This is a genomic window from Methylobacterium tarhaniae (assembly GCF_001043955.1).
In the GTDB taxonomy this organism is placed as follows: Bacteria; Pseudomonadota; Alphaproteobacteria; order Rhizobiales; family Beijerinckiaceae; genus Methylobacterium; species Methylobacterium tarhaniae.
The window spans coordinates 34,473-54,939 of the sequence record NZ_LABZ01000104.1; the positions used below are offsets into that span (position 1 = coordinate 34,473).

Consider the following 20,467-nt stretch of genomic DNA (forward strand, 5'->3'; position numbering starts at 1 on the left):
GGAACCTGCCCCGCCGACCCGCGGTCGCGCGCCGTCAGGCCGCCAGCTCGTCCTTCACGAAGCGCCCGCCGATCATGATCGCCCGCATGTGCCGGCCCTGGCCGGTCAGCAGCGAGAGGTCGGCGAGGGGGTCGCCGTCGACCACGATCAGGTCGGCGAAGGCGCCCGGGGCCACCAATCCGGCCTTGCCCTCCAGGCGCACGACCTTGGCGGCGTTGATCGTGGCCGAGCGGATCACCTCGATCGCCGGCAGGCAGCGGCCGCGGATCACGAATTCCTCCGACTGGTGGCGGTGCATCTCGCCCAGGAGATCGGTGCCGTAGGCCATCATCACGCCCGCGTCGCGCAGGGTCTCGAGGGCGGCGAGCCCCGCCTCGCGCACGTCCTCGATCTTGGCCACCGAGGCCGGCGGCAGACCCAACGAGGCGCCCTCCTTGGCGAGCGCGTCGAAGGTGACGTTGGTCGGCACCACGTAGGCGCCCTTCTCGCGGATCAGCCGCGCGGTCTCCGGGGTCACGAGGTTGCCGTGCTCGACCGAGATCACCCCGTTCTCCACCGCCCGGCGGATCGCCGCGTCGGTGTAGAGGTGGGCGGCGACGTAAGTCTGGGCGTTGGTCGCCTCCTCGACGATCGCCCGGATCTCCTCGACCGAGTAGCCCAGGAAGGCGATCGGGTCGGTCGGCGAGGAGACGCCGCCATTGGCCATGATCTTGATGAAGTCGGCCCCGGCCTTGATCTCCTCGCGCGCCACGCGGCGCACGGCGTCGACCCCGTCGCAGACCCGGCCCATCGCGCCGAGCTTGGTGGCGTAGTGGCTCACGTCCCGGGAATGGTAACGGCCGCGATAGTCGGTGTGGCCCCCGGTCTGCGACAGGGCCTTGCCGCAGATCACGAGGCGCGGGCCGTCGATCAGGCCCTCGCGCACCGCCATCACCAGCCCGTGATCGGCACCGCCGAGGTCGCGCACGGTGGTGAAGCCGCGCATCAGCATGCCGCGCATGATCTTCGCGGTGCGCAACGCCACCAGGGAATCCGGCAGGTCGGCATTGGCGCCGAGGTCGGGGATCGTCGCGATGACGTGGACGTGGCAGTCGATCAGGCCCGGCATCAGCGTGCGCCCGGCGAGGTCGATCACCCGCGCCGAGGACGCGGTCAGCGGCCGGTCCGAGACCTCCCGGATGGTGCCGCCCTCGACCAGCACGTCGTGGCCCTCCAGCGCGGTGTCGCGGGTGCCGTCGAGGATGCGGGCGTTGCGGAACAGGACGAGGTCGGCGCTCATGCGGGCGGTCCCTTCAGGTGCGGCGCGGTCCGGGAAGAAGGCCGTGCGGTCTCACGCGGCACACTGGACAGCGTGAAAAAAACAGGCAAGCTTGTTTTTTTATCGGGCACTCGCGCCCAGGAGGATCGGTGACGCAGACCGGACGGCAGCCTCAGGCGCGCAGCCTCGCGACCCGGGAGCGGGTGGTGCGCGCCACGATCGACGAGATCTACGCCGTCGGCTACCACGCCGCCACGACGCAGGCGATCGCCGAGCGGGCGCAGGTCTCGCGCGGGGCGCTGCTGCACCATTTCCCGACCCGGGCCGACCTCGTGCGCGCGGCCCTGGAGACCCTGCTCGACGACGGCACCGCCGAGATCCGGTCGGTGTCGCAGGACGTGCGCTCAGGGACGCTGCCGCTGGCCGATTTCGTCGAGTTCCTGTGGCCGCTCTTCTCCGGCCGGTTCTTCCATCTCTCGATGGAGCTGATCAACGAGGCCCGCACCGATGCCGAGCTGCGGGCGTGCCTGATCCCGGTGGTGCAGCGCTTCCACGCCGCCCTCGACGCGATCTGGGCCGAGTTCTGCGATGCCGATTCCCGGCCGCCGCGGGAGGCCCGGATCATCCTGAACCTCACGGTGAACCTGATGCGCGGCATGGGGGTGCAGACGGTGCTGCGGCCCGACCCCGACTATTTTCGCGATCTGATCGAGGCCTGGAAGGCGGTGCTGCCGCAACTGATCGCCGGCCCGACGGGCGACGCCGCCTTCGCGGGGCCCCGCTTCCGCAAAGCTTCGGCGTGACGGAGCGCCGAGCTCGGCCAAGAGCTCGGCCAAGAGCTCGGCCAAGAGCTTGGCACCCCGCTTGCCAGCACGTACCGCGCCGGCGGGACCGGCGCCCGTCTTGCCAAAAGGGCGGACACCTGTCCTACAGATAGATCAGCCGTCATCACCTCGAACCCGTGAACGCATGAGCGCCGCCACCCTCTCTCCCGCCGGGCCCGGCCTCTCCGCCCGGCTCGGCCGCCTCGCCGTCCTGGCGGCGGTCATCCTCGCCTACGCGATCGTGTTCGCGCCGATCGTGATGGTGATCGTCACCTCGTTCTTCGACCAGGAGATCGTCACCTTCCCGCCGGAGGGGCTGACCTGGCGCTGGTACCTCAACGCCTGGGCGCAGCGCGACTTCGCCCGCGGCTTCCTGACCTCGCTCCAGATCGCGCTCGCCGCCACGGCGATCGGCGTGCCGCTCGGCACCGCCGCGGCGCTCGCTTTGGTGCGGGCGAACATCCCGGGGCGCGGGGCGATCAACACGTTCCTGCTGGCCCCTCTCGCGGTGCCGGCGATCGTCGCGGGCTCGGCCCTCTACATGTTCTATCTCAGGGCCGAGGACTGGCTCGACATGGACATCAAGGCGACGCTGGGCGGCCTCGTCGCCGCCAACGTGCTGATCACGATTCCCTGGACGGTGCGCCTCGTCACCGCGAGCCTCGCCGGGCTCGACCGCTCGGCGGAGGAGGCGGCGGCCAATCTCGGCGCGAGGCCGTTCACGGTGTTTCGCCGCATCACCCTGCCGATGCTGCGGCCCGGCATCGTGGCGGCTTCCCTGTTCTCCTTCGTGGCGAGCTTCGAGAACCTCGAACTGAACCTCCTCCTCGTCGGCCCGGGGCGCACCACCCTGCCCGTCGCCATGCTGAGCTACCTGGAATTCCGAATGGACCCGACCCTGGCCGCCGTCGCGACCGCGCAGATCCTGATGGTGACGATCCTGATGCTGGTCACCGACCGGTTCGTGAAGCTGTCGCGGATCGTCTGATGGGCACGCTCCTCCTCGACGGCATCACCAAGCGCTACGGCGAGGCGACGGCCGTCGCCGGCGTCGATCTCGACATCCGCCAGGGCGAGCTGGTGGCGCTGCTCGGCCCGTCGGGCTGCGGCAAGACCACGACGCTCCGGATGGTCGCGGGCTTCATCGAGCCCACCGCGGGCCGCGTCGTGATCGGCGGGCGGGACGTGACGCGGCTGCCCCCGCATGCCCGCGACACCGGCATGGTGTTCCAGTCCTACGCGCTGTTCCCGCATATGAGCGTCGCCGACAATGTCGGCTTCGGGCTGGAGATGCGGAAGGTGGGGCGTGCGGAGCGCGACCGGCGCATCGCCGAGGCCCTGCGGCTGGTGCGCCTCGACGCGCTGGCCGACCGGCTGCCGCGCCAGCTCTCGGGCGGGCAGCAGCAGCGCGTGGCCCTCGCCCGGGCGCTGGTGGTGAGCCCGGCGGTGTTCCTCCTCGACGAGCCCCTGTCGAACCTCGACGCGAAGCTGCGCTCGGAGGTCGGCCTGGAGATCCGCGAATTGCAGAAGCGGCTCGGCCTCACCACCCTGATGGTCACCCACGACCAGGACGAGGCGCTCGCCATGGCCGACCGGCTGGTGGTGATGGAGCACGGGCGCGTGCTCCAGGTCGGCAGCGCCGAGGACCTGTACGAGCGCCCGGCCAACGCCTTCGTCGCCGGCTTCGTCGGACGCTGCAACCTGCTCGACGGCGCGCGCGAGGGCGCCGGCATGTTCCGCCTGACGAGCGGCGCCACCGTCCCTTGCGCGCCCGACGCGGCCGCCAGGAACGGTCTGCTGGCGATCCGGCCCGAGCGGATCGAGGTCGCCCCCGACGCGGGCGGCACCGGGCGGCTCAGGGCCGTGACCTATCTCGGCGCCCGCACCGAATATCACCTGGATCTCGCCGGCGAGGCGATCGTCGCGGTGAGCCCGACGCCGCTCCCCGACGATCCCCGCCGCCGCCTCGCCGCCGGCGATCCCGTCCGCATCTCGTGGGCCGCCGATGCGGCCCGCGTCATCCCCCGTGCCGACGCGTCCCGCGTCATGACCCACACCGACGCGTCCCGCGTCATGCCCCACACCGACGCGTCCCGCGTCAAGCCCGCAGCAGAGAGCCCCGCCCGATGATCACCCGTCGCACCCTGATGGCCGGCAGCGCCGCCCTCGGCCTCGCCGGCACGGTCCCCGCCCGCGCCCAATCCGCCTCGATCGTCGTCGGCACCTGGGGCGGCGATTACGGCGCGCTGCTCCAGCAGAACATCGACGTCCCGCTGATGAAGCCGCAGGGCATCGAGGTGTCGCAGGACATCGCCAACCAGGACCCGCGCCGCACCAAGCTGATCGCCGAGCGCACCAGCCGCCGCGCCAGCATGGACGTCGCCTGCATCAACGACATCGACAGCTACATGCTGAGCCAGCTCGGCGTGCTGGAGACCGTGCCGGCCGCCGAGGTGCCGCGGCTGTCGCAGGTAATCGACGTCTTCAAGAAGCCCCACTCGATCCCGCACATCTACTCGGCGCTGGTCGTGCTCTACAACCCGAGCAAGGTCACGACCCCGCCGACCCGTTATGCCGACATCTTCGACCCGAAATACAAGGGCCGGGTCGGCTTCTCGGACATCCTGGCGCCGTTCAACATGGCCGGTGCCAATATCGGGGCCGGCGGTACGCCGACCGACTTCACCAAGGGCAAGGCGGCGCTGATGGACCTGAAGGCGCTCTCGCCGAAGGTCTACCCCTCGAACGAGACGCTGGCCGCCGCGCTGAAATCCGAGGAGGTGTGGATCTCGCTGATGTGGCTCGCCCGCGGCTTCATGTGGAAGCAATCCGGCATCCCGGTCGCGATGGCGGTGCCGGAGGAGGGCGCCCTGCCGATCCTGTTCGAGGCCGGCGTGCCGAAGAACTCGCGGGCCAAGGACAGCGCCTTCAAGTACCTGAACGCCATGCTCGATCCTCAGGCCCAGGTCGCCTTCGCGCAGAAGATGGGCTACGTGCCGACGGTCAAGGACGCCAAGCTGCCGGAAGACCTGGCCAAGCAGATCAGCCTGACCGAAGCCCAGCAGGCCAAGCTCCGGCCGCTCGACTACGCCACGATGCAAGCGCAGCAGGCGGCGTTCACGGATTTCTGGAACAAGGAGTTCAAGGGGTAGGGCGTCGGATCGGTTCGTTTCCCGCGACGATCCTTTCACTCTCGGCATCATTCCGGGGCCGCGAAAGCGGAGCCCGGAATCCAGAACCGCGGGTGCTGACGGACAAGGCCGGACGCTGTTCGCCTCTTCCTGAACCAGCGGAGCGTCCGGATCCCGGGCTCCGCTTTCGCGGCCCCGGAATGACCCTGAGCGGTGGGGAGGTGGGGCCGAACCTCACTTCGCCAGCAATCTTCGCCAGCAATCAAAGAATCCAAGGCTAAAGGTCCGCCGTGTTCGCCCTCATCCTGCCGGCCGTTCTCGTCGTCACCGCGCTCCTGGTCGGCCCGATGGTGCTGCTCGCGCGCATCTCGCTCAACCAGTACAGCGCGACGCAGCTGATGATCGAGGCGACGACGGCGCAGAACTACCTCAACGCCGTGGCCGATCCGTATTACCGCGGCGTGATGGGCACGACGCTCCTCATGGCCTTCACCTGCACGGCCCTGACGCTCGCGCTCGGCTTCCCGGCGGCCTACCGGCTCGCCCGGATGGAGAGCCGCTGGAAGAGCCTCGTCACCGTCCTGACCCTGATCCCGCTCCTCGTCGGCAACGTCGTGCGGGCGGCGGGCTGGCTCGGGCTCCTGGGCAATGACGGGCTCATCAACGCGACGTTGCGGGGCCTGCACGTCACCTCGGCGCCGCTGCAGCTGATCTACACGCCCGGCGCCGTCGCGATCGGGACGATCGCGGTGGTGCTGCCCTACATGATCCTGACCCTGTCCTCGGTGATCGAGAGCATCCCGCGGGCCGTCGAGGAGGCGGCGGCGAATCTGGGGGCCGGCGCCTTCACGGTGTTTCGCCGGGTGGTGTGGCCGCTCGCCTTGCCCGGGACGGTGGCGGGCTGCGTCCTCGTCTTCATCCTGTGCATGAACACCTACGCGACCGCGGTGCTCCTCGGCGGCTCGCAGTTCAAGATGATGGCGCCCGCCGTCTACGATCAGTTCTCGAAGGGCATGAACTGGCCGTTCGGCGCCGCCCTGGCCTTCATCCTGCTCGCCGCGACCCTGGTGCTGACGGCTTTCGGCACCGCGCTGCTCGGCCGCCGCTACGCCCGCCCACGCTGACAAGAACACGGGAGGACACCATGAGCGACGCCCCCATCCTCGCTGGCAACGAGCTCGCCGCCGAGCGGGCCAAGGCCGGCCAGCCGCCTCTCGTGCCCTCGACCTCCCGCGACCGCGGGATCGGGCCGCACAAGCGCCTGGTGCTACGCGCCGCCACGGTCATCGACGGCACCGGCGCGCCGCCGATCGGCCCGACCGACATCGTGGTCGAGAACGGCCGCATCGTGCAGCTGAAGAAGGTCACGGGCAACCTGGCGAACAGCGCCAACCGGCCCGCGCCCGGCGACCACGAGATCGATTGCCGGGGTAAGTGGGTGACGCCCGGCTTCGTCGATTGCCATGCCCATGCCGGCGTCGCGTATCACGCCGCCAACGGCTGGGTGCCGCCGGTCGAGTACGTCTACAAGCTCTGGCTCGCCCACGGCGTGACGACGGTGCGCGAGATGGGGTCGTTCAACGGCCTCGACTGGATGCTCGACCAGAAGAAGCGCTCCGAGGCCAACGAGATCGCGGCGCCGCGGCTCCTCGCCTACAGCTACTTCCCGGCCGTCAACGACATGCTGAAGCTGATCCACACCCCCGAGGAAGGGCGGGTGTGGCTGCGAAAGCTGAAAGAGCGCGGCGCCGACGGGGTGAAGTTCTTCGGGGCGCCGCCCGCCATCATGGAGGCGGCCCTCGACGAGTGCGCGAAGCTCGGGCTCAAATCCGGATGCCACCACGCCCAGATGGCGGTGACGCGGATGAACGCGCTCACCACCGCCGGCTGGGGCCTCACCAGCGCCGAGCATTATTACGGCCTGCCCGAGGCCCTGTTCGAAGACCGGGTGGTGCAGAACTTCCCGCTCGATTACGATTACAACGACGAGTATTTCCGGTTCTCGGTCTCCGGTCAGATGTTCCGGCAAGGCGCCGAGCCCGGCTCGAAGAAGTGGAACGAGACGCTGGAGCGGTTCCTGGAACTCGGCTTCACCTTCGTGCCGACCTTCACGATCTACGACGCCAACCGCGACCTGATGCGGGCGCGCCAGGCCGACTGGCACAAGGAGTATACCTGGAAGTCGATGTGGGACTACTTCACGCCGCAGCGCGGCGGCCACGGCTCGTACTGGTATCGCTGGTCGACCCAGAACGAGATCGAGTGGAAGGAGAACTACCGGCTCTGGATGGCGTTCATCAACGAGTACAAGAACCGCGGCGGCCGGGTCTGCGCCGGATCGGATTCAGGCTTCATCTACCAGATCTTCGGCTTCGGCTATATCCGCGAGCTGGAACTGCTGCAGGAGGCCGGCTTCCACCCGCTCGAAGTGGTGCGCGCCGCGACCTCGCAAGGCGCGGCCCTGTGCGGGCTCGAGGACGAGATCGGCACCGTCGAGGTCGGCAAGCGCGCCGACCTTCTGGTCCACGACCACAACCCACTCACCGACTTCAAGCTGCTCTACGGCACCGGGGCGCTGCGCCTCGACGAGGCGACGAACGGCGCCACCTGGCACCGTGGGCTCAAATACACGATCAAGGACGGGGTGATCTACGACACCGCCGAGCTGCTCGCCGACGTGCGCGCGCTGGTCAAGGCGACCTGGGACGAGGCCGTGCCAGCCAAGTACGCCACAAACGGTCAGGCGGCCCCGTGACCGGCATCCTCGACGTCGTCGTCCTCACCGGCTTCCTCGGCTCCGGCAAGACCACGCTGCTGCGGGACTCCCTGACTCTCCCGGAGGCGGCCGACACCGCGATCATCGTCAACGAGGCCGGCGAGATCGGCCTCGACGGGCTGATTCTCCGCGAGACCGGGGGAGACGTCCCCATGACGATGCTGGCGAATGGCTGCGTCTGCTGCCAGATGACGAGCGACCTCGCCCGTACCGTCGAGGCGCTGCTGGCCGCCGAGCGGCCGGAAGCCTCGGGCCCGCTCCGACGAATCGTGCTGGAGACGAGCGGCCTGTCGAGGCCCGGACCGGTCCTGCGCCAGTTCGCGAGCCTCGCGGGGTTCCCGATGCGGGTCTCGGTCGTCGCCACCTACGACGCCCTGCGCGGGCCCGACACCGCGGCCTTCGAGGAGGCCGCGGCGCAATGGGCCGCCGCCCACCGCATCGTCGTGACCAAGCTCGACGCCGCGCCGGCCGAACGCCCCGGAGAGGCCCGGGCCGAGATCGCGGCCCTCAACCCGCTCGCCGAGATCGTGGCCGATCCCGACCGCGCGGCCGCGGTGGCGGCAGCCTTCGCGCCGCTTTCCGGTGCAGGCCTCGATCCGGCGCTGCTGGCGCAGGGGCGCGACGGCGCGCATCCCCGCGTCGCAGTCTGGCTCGCCCGCCCCCTCGCCCCCCTGCCCTACGACGACCTCGCCGCCTGGCTCGACAACCTCGCCGGCCGCCTCGGCGAGCGCCTGCTGCGCCTCAAGGGGCTGGTGCGGGTCGTCGAGTCGGACCGCCCGGTGCTGGTCGAGAGCGTCGGCACGCTGTTCTCGCGCCCCCGGCCCTTCGGCCGGCCCGGCGACGACACGGCGCCCTTCGTGGTGGTGATCGCCCGCGACCTGGCGGCGGGGGAGCTGGAGGGGATCGCGCCGGCCGGCCTGTTCCGGTTCGCGCCCCGGGTCCCGGGTACCCCGTTCGCCCGGGCCGGCGCCGGCCTGCCGCGGGCGGAGGCGGTCCGGGCCTGAGCGGCCGGCCGATCGGGACCCTCGCCAGCGGCGACGGGTCCGGGTTCTTCGTCGCGGCCCCGGGCGACCGCAACCGTGCCGCCCGGGAGCCGTGAACGGTCAGGCCGCCCGCACCGTATCGAGGAAGCGCGCCACCTCCGCCGAGAGATGCTCGGACTGGCGCGACAGCTCGCTCGCGGCGCCCAGCACCTGGCTCGCCGCCGCGCCGGTCTCCTCCGCCGCGCCCGCCACCCCGGCGATGTTGCCCGTCACCTCGCCGGTGCCCTGGGCCGCCTGGGAGACGTTGCGGACGATCTCCTGGGTCGCCGCGCCCTGCTCCTCCACCGCCGCCGCGATCGAGGTCGCGACCCCTGAGATCTCCTCGATCCGTGCGGTGATCTGGCCGATCGCGCCGGCCGCCTGGCCGGTGGTGGCCTGGATCGCCGCGATCTGGCTGGTGATCTCCTCGGTGGCCCGGGCCGTCTGGCCGGCCAGCTCCTTGACCTCGGCGGCGACGACCGCGAAGCCGCGGCCGGCGACACCGGCGCGGGCCGCCTCGATCGTGGCGTTGAGCGCCAGCAGGTTGGTCTGGGCGGCGATCGAGGAGATCAGCCCGACCACGTCGCCGATGCGCGCCGTCGCCTCGGTCAACGCCCGGACCTGCCGCGCGGTCTGCCCGGCCTCGGCCACGGCGGATCGGGCGAGCCGGGCCGAGCCGTCGACCTGGCGGCCGATCTCCTGGACCGAGGCGCCGAGTTCCTCCGCCGCCGCCGCCACCGTGCCGACATTCGAGGACGCCTCCTCGGCAGCCGCCGCCACGGCGGTCGATTGCGCCGCGGTCTGGGTCGCGGTGGCGGTCATGGTCTGGGCGGTGGCCTGGAGTTCGGTCGCGGAGGCCGAGACCTGGCCGACGATGCCGCCGACCGCCCGCTCGAAGGCGTCCGCCATCTGGCGCATGCCGGCGCGGCGCTGCTCCTCGGCCGAGGCGCGGGCGAGCACCGTCTCCTCCTCCAGGGCGCGGGCGCGGATCAGCCCGTCCTTGAATACCTGCACGGCGGCGGCCATGGCGCCGATCTCGTCGCGACGGCCGGCCCCCGGAATCGCCACCGCGAGGTCGTGGCCGGCGAGCCGGCCCATCGCGGAGGTCATGCGGGCGATCGGGCGGGCGATGCCGAGCAGGCTGAAGATCACCGCGCCGAACGCCGCCGCGAGCGCGAGGGCCGTCATGATTCCCGCCGCCAGGATGCCGCTGTCGGCGCTGGCGCTGCTGCGCTCGGCGCTCGCCAGGGCGGCGCCGGCATTCGTCGCGACGATCGCCTTCAGGGCGCCGGTCGCCTCGGCGTTGGTGCCGGTCATCTCCGGGCTGGTCAGCGTCGCCAGCGCCGAGGCCTGGTCACCTGCCGCCATCGCGCCCGTCACCCTCTTCTGGCCCTCGAGATAATCGCTCCACCGGGCGAGGAAGCGCCCGAACGTGGTTCGCTCCTCCGGCCCGGAGATCAGCGGCTCGTACTGGGCCTGGAGGTCGATGAGGGCCTTGCGGCTCGCGGTCAGGGCCTGCTCGTTGCGGTCGTAGGCGGCATCGTCGGTCGAGGTCACGACGAAGCGGTAGAGGTTGATCCGGTAGGTCTGGGTCTCGGCATAGATCTGGTTGATCAGATTCGAGGCCGGGATCCGGGTCCGGGCGATATCGACGATATCGTCCCGCAACGTCAGCAGCCGCATGATTCCGTTGCCGCCCTGCGCCACGCTGAACAGCATCAACGTCATGATCGTCCCGACCAGGACATGTTTGATCGACAACTTCATCCTGCGACTGCCTGGCATCAATGGTCCTGCCTCGGGATTCGAGGCGTCCCTATGCATAGAAGTCGCTTCGTTAGTCCTTGATGAAGAAAAAATTCTTCGGCGCGCGAAACGTCAGATCACCGTAAAATTGAGCAGCGAAGCCGACCGCCCCGGCGCAAGGTTGCCCGTCATCAGGACGGTCCTCCTTGCGCCTCCGCCTGATGCGGCCGCGGCCGGGCCTTGCGGCGCAGGGCGATCTCCTGCTCGCGCAGCTTCGGCAATTCGCGGTGGGCCTGATCGCGGCCAGGCAGGTAGGGCTTCGGCCAGGATTGCGTGCGGGCGTCGTACCACGCCGAGGCCTGGCGGCAGAAATTCGGGTTCCACAGGTGCGGCCGGCCGAGCGCCACGATGTCGGCCCGGCGGGTATGCAGGATGGTGTTGACCTGCCCCGCCTCGGTGATGGCCCCCACCGCCATCACCGCCATCGGCGCGCGATTGCGGGCGCGGTTGCGAATCGCGTCGGCGAACTGGACCTGGAACATCCGGCCGTAGACCGGCTGCTGGTCGGCGACGGTCTGGCCGGCGGACACGTCGACGAGGTCGCAGCCCGCCTCCTGCAGGGCCTCGGCCACCGCCACCGTATCCGCTTCGGTCATGCCGCCCTCGGCCCAGTCGGTGGCGGAGATGCGCACCGACATCGGCCGCTCCGCCGGCCACACCGCCCGCATGGCGGTGAAGACCTCGAGGGGGAAGCGCAGGCGATTTTCGATCGAGCCGCCGTATTCGTCCGTGCGGGTATTGGTCAGCGGCGAGAGGAACGAGGCCATCAGGTAGCCGTGGGCGCAGTGCAGCTCCAGCATGTCGAAGCCCGCCCGCGCCGCCCGCGCGGCGGCCTGGACGAAGTCGTCGCGCACCCGGTCCATCCCGGCCCGGTCGAGGGCGTGGGGCACCTGGCTCACCCCATCGAGATAGGGGATGGGCGACGCCGAGACGATCGGCCAGTTTCCATGAGGCAGCGGCCGGTCCATCCGCTCCCAGCCGACCTGCGTCGAGCCCTTTCGGCCGGCATGGCCGAGCTGCATCACGACCTTCGTGTCGGTATGGGCGTGGACGAAATCGACGATGCGGGCCCATTGCGCCTCGTGCGCGTCGGTCCACAGGCCCGGGCAGCCGGGAGTGATGCGGGCGTCGGCCGAGGGGCAGGTCATCTCGGTGAAGAGCAGGCCGGGGCCGCCCAGCGCGTGCGAGGTGTAGTGCACGAAGTGCCAGTCGGTGAGGTTGCCGCCCTCGTCGGCCGAGTATTGCGCCATCGGCGCCATCGCGACCCGGTTCGGGATCCGCATCTCGCGTAGATGCAGGCCGGTGAACATCGGCGTCGGCCGGCTCGTCCGGTAATCCTCGCCGGTCTCGGCGTGGAGGCGGGCATAGAACGCGTCGTCCACCGCGGCGACGTAGGCCGGATCGCGCACCACCAGGTTGTCGTAGGTGACGGACTTCGCCCGGCACATCACCACCATCGAGAACTGCTCCGCATCCATGTCCCAGGAGCGGTTCATGTGCTCGAACCAGGCGAGCGACACGTCGGCATTGTGCTGGATCACTTGGCAGGGGGTGCGCCGCGCCCGGTCATAGGCGGCGAAGGCCGCCTGCACGTCCGCCTCGCCCGTCTCGACGAGGGCGTCCGAGAGCGCGATGGCGCATTCCATCGCGAGCTTGGTGCCCGAGCCGATGGAGAAATGCGCCGAGGCCTTGGCGTCGCCCAGCAGCACGATGTTTTGGTGCGACCAGCGATGGCAGAAGATCCGCGGGAAGCGGCGCCAGGTCGAACGGTTGAGGAGCAGGCCGTGGCCCTGCAATTCCTCTTCATACATCCGTTCGAGGATCCGGCGCGAGCCCTCCTCGTCGGTCTCGGTGAAGCCGTGGCCCTCCCAGCAGGCCTCGTCCATCTCGAACACCCAGGTCGAGCGGCCGGGCTCGTACTGGTAGGTATGGGCGCAGACGATGCCGTGCGGCGTCTCGCGAAAGAAGTAGTTGAACTCGTCCATCGGCCGGGTCGAGCCCATCCAGCAGAAGCGGTTGGACTTGATCTCGACCTCGGGCTTGAACTCGTCCCGGAAATGCTCGCGGATGCGCGAGTTGATGCCATCGCAGGCGACGATGACGTCGGAATCGGGGAAGCGGTCGGAGAGCCGGTCCGGCGGGATGCTCTCGCCGAAATGGAGCTCCACACCCTCCTCGCGGCAGCGTTCCTGCAGGATCTGGAGCAGGCGCATCCGGCTGACCCCGGCAAAGCCGTTGCCGCCGCAGCGCATCACCCGGCCCTCCTTATGGATCGCGACGTCGTCCCAGTACGAGAAGGCGTCGCGGATACGGGAAAACGAGCGGGGATCGCGCGACAGGAACTCGTGCAGGGTCTCGTCGGAGAAGACCACGCCGAAGCCGAACGTGTCGTCGGCCCGGTTCTGTTCGTGGACTTCGACCTGCCAGCCGGGGCGGCGCTTCTTGGTCAGGAGCGCGCAGTAGAGCCCGCCGGGTCCGCCGCCGATCACCGTGACGCGCATGGAGGGCTCCTTCCGTGGCGGCGAACTCGCCGACGGAGAAAGTTTATACTTCAAATATCGCGGCGCAAGGGGGCAGGCGGCGGAGCATCGGACGATCCGGCGACGCCCCCGGCCCCGATCGTGAGCGCCCGCCCCGATGCTGCGGTGCAGCGATCAAAAAGGCTTGTTTTTCAGCATTATGCTCGCTGCACTGCACATCAATGCGGCACGGCGGAAAAATCATCAGAGGCGGTTGCCAGACGATATTTCATGCGTAAAGTATTCGGGACGAGGTGGGGCCGGATCCGACCAAAGAGCGCCGCCTTCGCGCCTCGCGCCGACTCGACTTCGGCCGCTTCGCACCGGACAAGTGCCGACGATGCTCTCGACACGAAGGGGACACACGGGATGAATCCGATCCGGAACGCCAGCCGCCTCGCGACCGCGCTTTTGGGCGCCACGCTGCTGGCCGGCCCCGCCGCCGCGCAAGGCCAAGGGGACGGATCTGGGAAGGTCCGGGTCGGGCTGATGTTCACCCTCTCGGGCCCCTCCGCCGTGCTCGGCGAGCAGGGCCGCGACGGGTTCCTTCTCGCCCTCGACACCCTGGGCAAGAAGCTCGGCGGCCTCGATGCCGACATCGTCACGGTTGACGACGAGCTGAAGCCCGACGTCGCCACCAACAAGGCGCGGGAACTGGTCAAGCGCGACCGGGTCGATTTCGTGGTCGGGCCGACCTTCTCCAACGTGCTGCGCGCGGTGGTGCGCCCGGTGACCGATAGCGGCGCCTTCCTGATCTCGCCCAATGCCGGCACGTCGAACTATGCCGGCGCGGAGTGCAACCCGAACCTGTTCGTCTCCTCCTACCAGAACGACCAGGTCCACGAGGTGCTGGGCAAGTACGCCCAGAACAAGGGCTACAAGCGCCTCGTCCTGCTGGCCCCGAACTACCAGGCCGGCAAGGATTCGCTCGCCGGCTTCAAGCGTTCTTACAAGGGCGAGGTGGTGAACGAGATGTTCACGCCGCTCGGCCAGCTCGACTTCTCGGCCGAACTCGCCCAGATCTCGGCGGCCCAGCCCGACGCGGTCTTCGCCTTCATGCCCGGCGGCATGGGCGTGAACCTGGTGCGCCAGTACCGTCAGGCCGGCCTCAGCACGGTCCCGTTCCTCTCCGCCTTCACGGTCGACGAGAGCACCCTGCCGGCGCAGAAGGATGCGGCGGTCGGGTATTTCGGCGGCGCCAACTGGGCGCCGGACCTCGACAACCCGCAATCCAAGGCCTTCGTGGCGGCCTACGAGAAGAAGTACGGCAGCGTGCCGGGCACCTACGCCATGCAGGCCTACGACGCCGCGCTGATGATCGACGCCGCGGTCAAGCGCGCCAAGGGCGACCTGAAGGACAAGGACGCCCTCCGGGCCGGCCTCAAGGCCGCCGAGTTCCAGTCCCTGCGCGGCAACTTCAAGATCGGCAACAACCACTATCCGATCCAGGACTTCTACCTCGTCAAGGCGGCCAAGCGCCCGGACGGCAAGTACGAGACCCAGATCGCCGAGAAAATCTTTTCGAACTATCAAGATAACTACGCTGCCGAGTGCAAGATGAAGTAGTCTGCTGCAGGGCGGAAGCCTGTTGGAACTCCTCGTCATTCCGGGGCCGCGCAGCGGAGCCCGGAATCCAGAGCCGCCGAGGGTGTCGGATGAAGCGGAACCGTTCCATCGTTGCCTGCACCCCCTGCGGTTCTGGATCCCGGGCTGCGCTGCGCGGCCCCGGGATGACGCGGAGGGTGTGGACTGCCCTGAGCCAGACTTCGCACGAGCCGATCGCGCCATGCTCAACCTGTTCCTGATCCAGGCGCTCAACGGCGTCCAGCTCGGCATCCTTCTGTTCCTGGTGGCGGCGGGGCTGACGCTGATCTTCGGGGTGATGGACCTCATCAACCTCGCCCACGGCGCGCTCTACATGATCGGCGCCTATCTCGCGGCGACGCTCACCGCCGCCACCGGCAGCTTCGGCCTCGGGCTCCTGCTGGCGCTTCCGGCGACGCTCGCCTTCGGCCTCGCCCTGGAAGTCCTGGTGGTGCGCCATCTCTATGGGCGCGACCATCTCGACCAGGTGCTCGCCACCTTCGGGCTGATCCTGATCCTCAACGAGGGCGTGCGGATCGTCTGGGGCGCCGCCCCGATGAGCGTGCCGGTGCCCGACGCCCTGTCGGGCTCGGTCCACCTCGCCGGCACCCTGCATTACCCGCTCTACCGGGTCGCGATCATCGCCGCCGGCCTCGCCACGGCTCTGGGCCTCCACCTCCTCGTCAACCACACCCGGCTCGGCATGCGGCTGCGGGCCGGGGCCAGCAACGGCCCGATGGTGGCGGCGCTCGGCGTCGACATCCGCCGGCTGTTCCTGGTGGTGTTCGGCCTCGGCGCGATGCTGGCGGGCTTTGCCGGCGCGATGGTGGCGCCGATCCTCTCGGTCGATCCCGGCATGGGCGATTCGGTGCTGATCCTGACCTTCGTGGTCATCGTCATCGGCGGCGTCGGCTCGGTGCGGGGCGCTTTCGTGGCGGGTCTCCTCGTCGGCCTCGCCGACCAGCTCGGCCGCACCTTCGGTCCGATCCTGCTGCGCAGCGTGATGGATGCCTCCGCCGCCTCCCAGACCGGACGGACGCTCGCCCCGATGCTGATCTACATCCTGATGGCCGCCGTGCTGTTCTTCCGGCCCTCCGGCCTGTTCCCGGCGCGGGGCTCCCGATGAATACCCTCGTCGCCCGCATCGCGGCCGAGCCGCCCCGCCGCCGGGCCGCGCTCTCCGGCACCGCCCTCGCCGGGCTGGTCCTGGCGGCGCTCGCCGCCCTGCCGGTCGCCGCGGAGGCCGCCGGCTTGCCCTTCCTGGTCGTCACCGCGACCCGGATGATGATCTTCGGGCTCGCCGCCCTCTCCCTCGACCTCGTCCTCGGCTACGGCGCGATGGTGTCGTTCGGCCACGCCGCCTTCATCGGCCTCGGGGCCTACGCGGTCGGCATCCTCGATGCCCACGGCGTCCGCGACCTCGCGGTGCAGGCGCCGGTGGCGGCCGGAGCTTGCGCGCTCTTCGCCCTCGTCACCGGGGCGATCAGCCTCCGCACCCGCGGCGTCTACTTCATCATGATTACGCTGGCCTTCGGGCAGATGGCGTATTTCTTCATGGTCTCGCTCGCGGCTTACGGCGGCGACGACGGATTGCCGCTGTCCGGCCGTTCGACCCTGTTCGGGATGCGGCTGATCGAGGGCGACCCGGCGCTGTTCTACCTGGTGCTGGCCGTGCTGGCGGTCGCGCTCGTGGCGCTTCGCGGTGTCGTCGCCTCGCGCTTCGGCCGGGTTTTGCGGGGCAGCCGCGACAACGCGGTGCGGATGCAGGCGATCGGCTTCTCTCCCCTGCCCTACCGGCTCACCGCCTACGTGATCGCCGGGGCCATCGCGGGCCTCGCCGGGGTTCTGCTAGCGAATCAGGCCGAGTTCGTCTCGCCCGCCTATATGAGCTGGCAGCGCTCGGGCGAGCTGATCGTCATGGTGGTGCTCGGCGGCATGGGCACGCTGGTCGGGCCGGTGATCGGGGCCGCGGCCCTCATCGCCCTCGAGGAGGTGCTGGCGCATTACTCCGACCATTGGCGCCTCGGCCTCGGGCTGATGCTGGTCGCGGTGGTGCTCCTCTCCCGCGGCGGCCTCGCCGGGCTGGCGGCGAAGATCGGGAGGCGCGCGTGACGACCCCGCTTCTGTCCGTTCGAAACCTTCGCAAGGCCTATGGCGCCCTGAAGGTGACCGACGATGTCAGCCTCGACGTGGCGTCGGGCGAGTTGCACGCCATCATCGGCCCGAACGGCGCCGGCAAGACCACGCTGATCCACCAGCTCTCGGGCAACCTGCCCAGCGATTCCGGCAGCGTGCATCTCGCGGGCGAGGACGTGACGGCGCTCCCGATGGTGGCGCGGGTGCGCCGAGGCCTCGCCCGCTCGTTCCAGATCACCTCGATCCTCGACGGGTTCTCGGTGCTGGAGAACGTAGCGCTCGCGGTCCAGGCCCGCTCCGGCTCGAGCTTCCGGTTCTTCCTCCCCGCCGCGAACGAGACCACGCTCAACGACGAGGCGCTTGCCGCGCTCGGCCGCGTCGGCCTCGCCGACCGCGCCTCGCGCCGGGCCGGCAGCCTGTCGCATGGCGAGAAGCGCCAGCTCGAACTGGCGGTGGCACTCGCCACCGGCGCCCGCCTGCTCCTCCTCGACGAGCCGCTCGCCGGCACCGGCCCGGAGGAATCGGCGATCCTGGTCGGGCTGATGCGCGAGTTGAAATCCACCCACACCATCGTGCTGATCGAGCACGACATGGAGGCGGTGTTCGCGCTCGCCGACCGGATGAGCGTGCTGGTCTACGGCCGCGTCATCGCCAGCGGGGCGCCCGACGCGGTCCGCACCGATCCTGCCGTGCGGGCGGCCTATCTCGGCGAGGAGGAGGCGGCCTGATGCTCACCGTCGAAGGCCTGGAGAGCGCCTACGGCGATTCCCGCATCCTGTTCGGGATCGATCTCTCCGTCGCCAGGGGCGAAGTGGTGACGCTGCTCGGCCGCAACGGCATGGGCAAGACCACCACCGTGAAGTCGATCTTCGGTCTGCTGAAGCCCCGGGCCGGCCGGATCCTGATCGACGGCGAGGACATGGCCGGGCGCCCGTCCCATCTCGTCGCCCGCCGCGGCCTCGGGCTGGTGCCGGAGGGGCGCCAGGTCTTCCCGACCCTCTCGGTCGAGGAGAACCTGGTCGCCACCCATCGCGGCGGGCGGGCCGCCAAGTGGAACCTGGATGCGGTCTACCGCCTGTTCCCGCGCCTGAAGGAGCGGCGGCGCAACGGCGGGGACCAGCTCTCCGGCGGCGAGCAGCAGATGCTGGCGATCGGCCGGGCGCTGATGACCAACCCGCGCCTCGTCGTCCTCGACGAGGCGACCGAGGGGCTGGCGCCGCTGATCCGCGAGGAGATCTGGGCCTGCCTGCGGGCCATCAAGGACGAGGGCGAGGCGATCCTGGTGATCGACAAGAACGTCGATGCCCTGGCCCGCTTCGCCGACCGCCACGTGGTGATCGAGAAGGGCCGCGTGGTCTGGACCGGCACCAGTGCGGCGCTCCGCGAGACGCCGGAGGTGAAGGACCGGTTCCTTCATGTGTGAACTATTCGCACCGCCCCCAACCCTCCCCCCTCTGCGGGGGAGGGTGGCCTGCGGAGCGGGCCGGGAGAGGGGCAGCGCGACGGCGCCAAGTATGGCGCCTGTCAGCATGGTTCCGCCTCATCCGGCAACCTGGCTCCCCTCTCCCGCCCGGCTCCGCCGGGCACCCTCCCCCGCAGAGGGGGGAGGGAAATGAACGGCCATCGTCAGATCAAGTCTCGTAAAGGAGTTCTCCTATGACCCCCATGACCGCAGGCATCACCCGCGCCGGTGAGGGCATCGAGGGCGTCCGCTGGAACATCCTCGGGCAGATCTACATCCCCAAGCAGCTCTCCGAGAGCTCGCTGTCCTGGCACGCCACCTTCCCGCCGGGTACGTTCGTGCCGCCGCACATCCACCCGACGCAGGACGAGTTCCTGTACATCCTGCAAGGAAAATTGACCGCCGTGCTCGACGGGCAGGAGAGCGTGGCCGAGCCCGGCGACACGATCCGGCTGCCGCGCGGCCAGGCGCACGGGCTGTTCAACCGCTCGGATGCGGAGGTGAAGTGCTTCTTCTGGGTCTCGCCGGCCCGTCGCCTCTACGACCTGTTCTGGGCCCTGCACAATCTCGGGCCACAGGCGAACCCGGCCGACGTGGTGGCGATCTCGGCCAAGCACGAGGTCGATTTCCTGCCGCCCCCGGACGCGGAGTGAGGCCATGCGCGTCATCATCGTCGGCGCCGGGATCGGCGGGCTCGCCACCGCCCTGATGCTCCACCGGCGCGGCATCCGCGCCACGATCTACGAGCAGGCCGCGGAGGTGCGCGAGGTCGGGGTCGGCATCAACACCCTGCCGCACGCCATCCGGGAACTGGCCGAACTGGACCTGCTGCCGGCCCTCGACCGGGTGGCGATCCGCACGAAGGAACTCGCCTACTACAACCGCCAGGGCCAGGAGGTCTGGCGCGAGCCGCGCGGGATCGATGCCGGCCATCCGGTGCCGCAATTCTCGATCCATCGCGGGCGGTTGCAGGCCGTCCTCTACGATGCGGTGCGCGAACGGCTGGGGCCGGATGCGGTCCGGACCGGCCTGGCGCTGTCCGGCTTCCTTCAGGACGAGGGCGGGGTCACCGCCCACTTCACCGACTCGCTCAAGGGCGATGCCGGCCGCACGGTGCGGGGCGACGTGCTCGTCGCCTGCGACGGCATCCATTCGGTGGTGCGCAGGCGCTTCTTCCCCGACGAGGGCCCGCCGCGCTGGGACGGGGTGCTGATGTGGCGCGGCGCCACCGAATGGGCGCCCTGGGGCGACGGCCGCACCATGGCGATCGGCGGCGGCATGGGGGCGAAATGCGTGCTCTATCCGATCGCCGAGGCCGAGGGTGGGCGCCAGCTCATGAACTGGGTGGTGTTCGTGAAGATGGCGGACGGGACACTCTCGCCGCCCCCGAAGGAGAGCTGGTCGCGCCCCGCCCACCGCTCGCAGGTGCTGCCTTACGCGAAGCGCTTCGCCCTGCCGGATTTCGACCTCGCCGCGCTCGTCGAGGCGACGCCGCAGATCTTCGAATATCCGATGTGCGACCGCGATCCGCTGCCGCGCTGGACCCACGGCCGGGTGACGCTGCTGGGAGATGCCGCCCATCCGATGTACCCGGTCGGCTCCAACGGCGCCTCGCAGGCGATCCTCGACGCCCGGGCGCTCGGCGACGCTCTCGCTCGGTCCGAGCACCCGATGCAGGCGCTCCACGCCTACGAGGCCGAGCGCCGGCCGAAGACCGCCGAGATCGTGATGCTCAACCGCAAGGGCGGGCCGGAGCGGGTGATCGACGAGGTCGAGAAGCGGGCCCCGGCGGGATTTGCCCAGATCGAGGACGTGCTCAGCCACGCCGAGCGCCAGGCGATCGTCGGGGGTTATGCGGGCAAGGCCGGGTTCGCGGTGGCGGGCAAGGTGAGCCCGCTCAGGGTGGCGGTGTAGCTCCTTCCCCTCCCCCTACGGGGAGGGGTCAGGGG

At 70.0% G+C, this 20,467-nt stretch carries 17 protein-coding genes; 14 read left to right on the top strand and 3 right to left on the bottom strand.

Annotated features, from left to right (window positions below; translation table 11 throughout):
* Positions 1-34: 34 nt before the first annotated feature.
* Entirely contained in the window at positions 35-1,279 is a 1,245-nt protein-coding gene (locus VQ03_RS15165; protein WP_048451719.1) for a metal-dependent hydrolase family protein, read from the bottom strand.
* A 128-nt stretch (positions 1,280-1,407) separates the two neighbouring features.
* Between VQ03_RS15165 and VQ03_RS15170 the strand changes: the two genes are divergently transcribed.
* From VQ03_RS15170 to VQ03_RS15200, 7 genes are all read left to right on the top strand, one after another.
* Positions 1,408-2,061 carry a TetR/AcrR family transcriptional regulator gene (locus VQ03_RS15170; RefSeq protein WP_048451720.1) on the top strand — a complete coding sequence of 218 codons (654 nt, stop codon included), beginning with the start codon at positions 1,408-1,410 and terminating at the stop codon, positions 2,059-2,061.
* A 166-nt stretch (positions 2,062-2,227) separates the two neighbouring features.
* Positions 2,228-3,070, top strand: coding sequence for an ABC transporter permease (locus VQ03_RS15175; protein ID WP_048451721.1), 843 nt, complete (start codon positions 2,228-2,230; stop codon positions 3,068-3,070).
* Positions 3,070-4,212: an ABC transporter ATP-binding protein gene (locus VQ03_RS15180; RefSeq protein ID WP_083468022.1), complete on the top strand. Its 1,143-nt coding sequence runs from the start codon at positions 3,070-3,072 to the stop codon at positions 4,210-4,212. Before VQ03_RS15175 ends, VQ03_RS15180 begins: the two co-directional genes overlap by 1 nt.
* Positions 4,209-5,234, top strand: a complete 1,026-nt coding sequence (locus VQ03_RS15185; protein WP_048451722.1) for an extracellular solute-binding protein — start codon at positions 4,209-4,211, stop codon at positions 5,232-5,234. Before VQ03_RS15180 ends, VQ03_RS15185 begins: the two co-directional genes overlap by 4 nt.
* A 269-nt stretch (positions 5,235-5,503) precedes the next feature.
* Entirely contained in the window at positions 5,504-6,337 is an 834-nt protein-coding gene (locus VQ03_RS15190; protein WP_048451723.1) for an ABC transporter permease, read from the top strand.
* Positions 6,338-6,357: 20 nt separating this feature from the next.
* Entirely contained in the window at positions 6,358-7,968 is a 1,611-nt protein-coding gene (locus VQ03_RS15195) for an amidohydrolase family protein (protein WP_048451724.1), read from the top strand.
* Positions 7,965-8,993 (top strand): CobW family GTP-binding protein, encoded by a 1,029-nt coding sequence (locus tag VQ03_RS15200; protein ID WP_048451725.1) that lies wholly within the window; start codon positions 7,965-7,967, stop codon positions 8,991-8,993. The genes VQ03_RS15195 and VQ03_RS15200 overlap by 4 nt, the downstream gene beginning before the upstream one ends.
* 99 nt (positions 8,994-9,092) lie before the next feature.
* Here the strand turns inward: VQ03_RS15200 and VQ03_RS15205 are convergent, their stop codons facing one another.
* Both VQ03_RS15205 and VQ03_RS15210 read right to left on the bottom strand, forming a co-directional pair.
* Positions 9,093-10,778, bottom strand: a complete 1,686-nt coding sequence (locus tag VQ03_RS15205; protein WP_048451726.1) for a methyl-accepting chemotaxis protein — start codon at positions 10,776-10,778, stop codon at positions 9,093-9,095.
* 170 nt (positions 10,779-10,948) lie between these two features.
* Complete coding sequence (locus tag VQ03_RS15210; RefSeq protein WP_048451727.1) at positions 10,949-13,318, bottom strand: oxidoreductase; 2,370 nt, start codon at positions 13,316-13,318, stop codon at positions 10,949-10,951.
* A gap of 387 nt (positions 13,319-13,705) precedes the next feature.
* Here VQ03_RS15210 and VQ03_RS15215 point away from each other — a divergent pair, with 387 nt between their 5' ends.
* From VQ03_RS15215 to VQ03_RS15245, 7 genes are all read left to right on the top strand, one after another.
* On the top strand, positions 13,706-14,902 hold the full coding sequence (locus tag VQ03_RS15215; protein WP_048451728.1) for an ABC transporter substrate-binding protein: 1,197 nt from the start codon (positions 13,706-13,708) through the stop codon (positions 14,900-14,902).
* A 220-nt stretch (positions 14,903-15,122) separates the two neighbouring features.
* The gene (locus VQ03_RS15220) at positions 15,123-16,046 is read left to right on the top strand and encodes a branched-chain amino acid ABC transporter permease (RefSeq protein ID WP_048451729.1); all 924 of its coding nucleotides are present in this window, start codon (positions 15,123-15,125) and stop codon (positions 16,044-16,046) included.
* Entirely contained in the window at positions 16,043-17,032 is a 990-nt protein-coding gene (locus tag VQ03_RS15225) for a branched-chain amino acid ABC transporter permease (RefSeq protein ID WP_048451730.1), read from the top strand. Before VQ03_RS15220 ends, VQ03_RS15225 begins: the two co-directional genes overlap by 4 nt.
* Positions 17,029-17,784: an ABC transporter ATP-binding protein gene (locus tag VQ03_RS15230; protein WP_048451731.1), complete on the top strand. Its 756-nt coding sequence runs from the start codon at positions 17,029-17,031 to the stop codon at positions 17,782-17,784. The genes VQ03_RS15225 and VQ03_RS15230 overlap by 4 nt, the downstream gene beginning before the upstream one ends.
* Entirely contained in the window at positions 17,784-18,479 is a 696-nt protein-coding gene (locus VQ03_RS15235; RefSeq protein WP_048451732.1) for an ABC transporter ATP-binding protein, read from the top strand. The genes VQ03_RS15230 and VQ03_RS15235 overlap by 1 nt, the downstream gene beginning before the upstream one ends.
* 233 nt (positions 18,480-18,712) lie before the next feature.
* Positions 18,713-19,171 carry a cupin domain-containing protein gene (locus tag VQ03_RS15240; protein ID WP_048451733.1) on the top strand — a complete coding sequence of 153 codons (459 nt, stop codon included), beginning with the start codon at positions 18,713-18,715 and terminating at the stop codon, positions 19,169-19,171.
* Positions 19,172-19,175: 4 nt separating this feature from the next.
* On the top strand, positions 19,176-20,432 hold the full coding sequence (locus tag VQ03_RS15245) for a flavin-dependent oxidoreductase (protein ID WP_048451734.1): 1,257 nt from the start codon (positions 19,176-19,178) through the stop codon (positions 20,430-20,432).
* Positions 20,433-20,467: the final 35 nt, after the last annotated feature.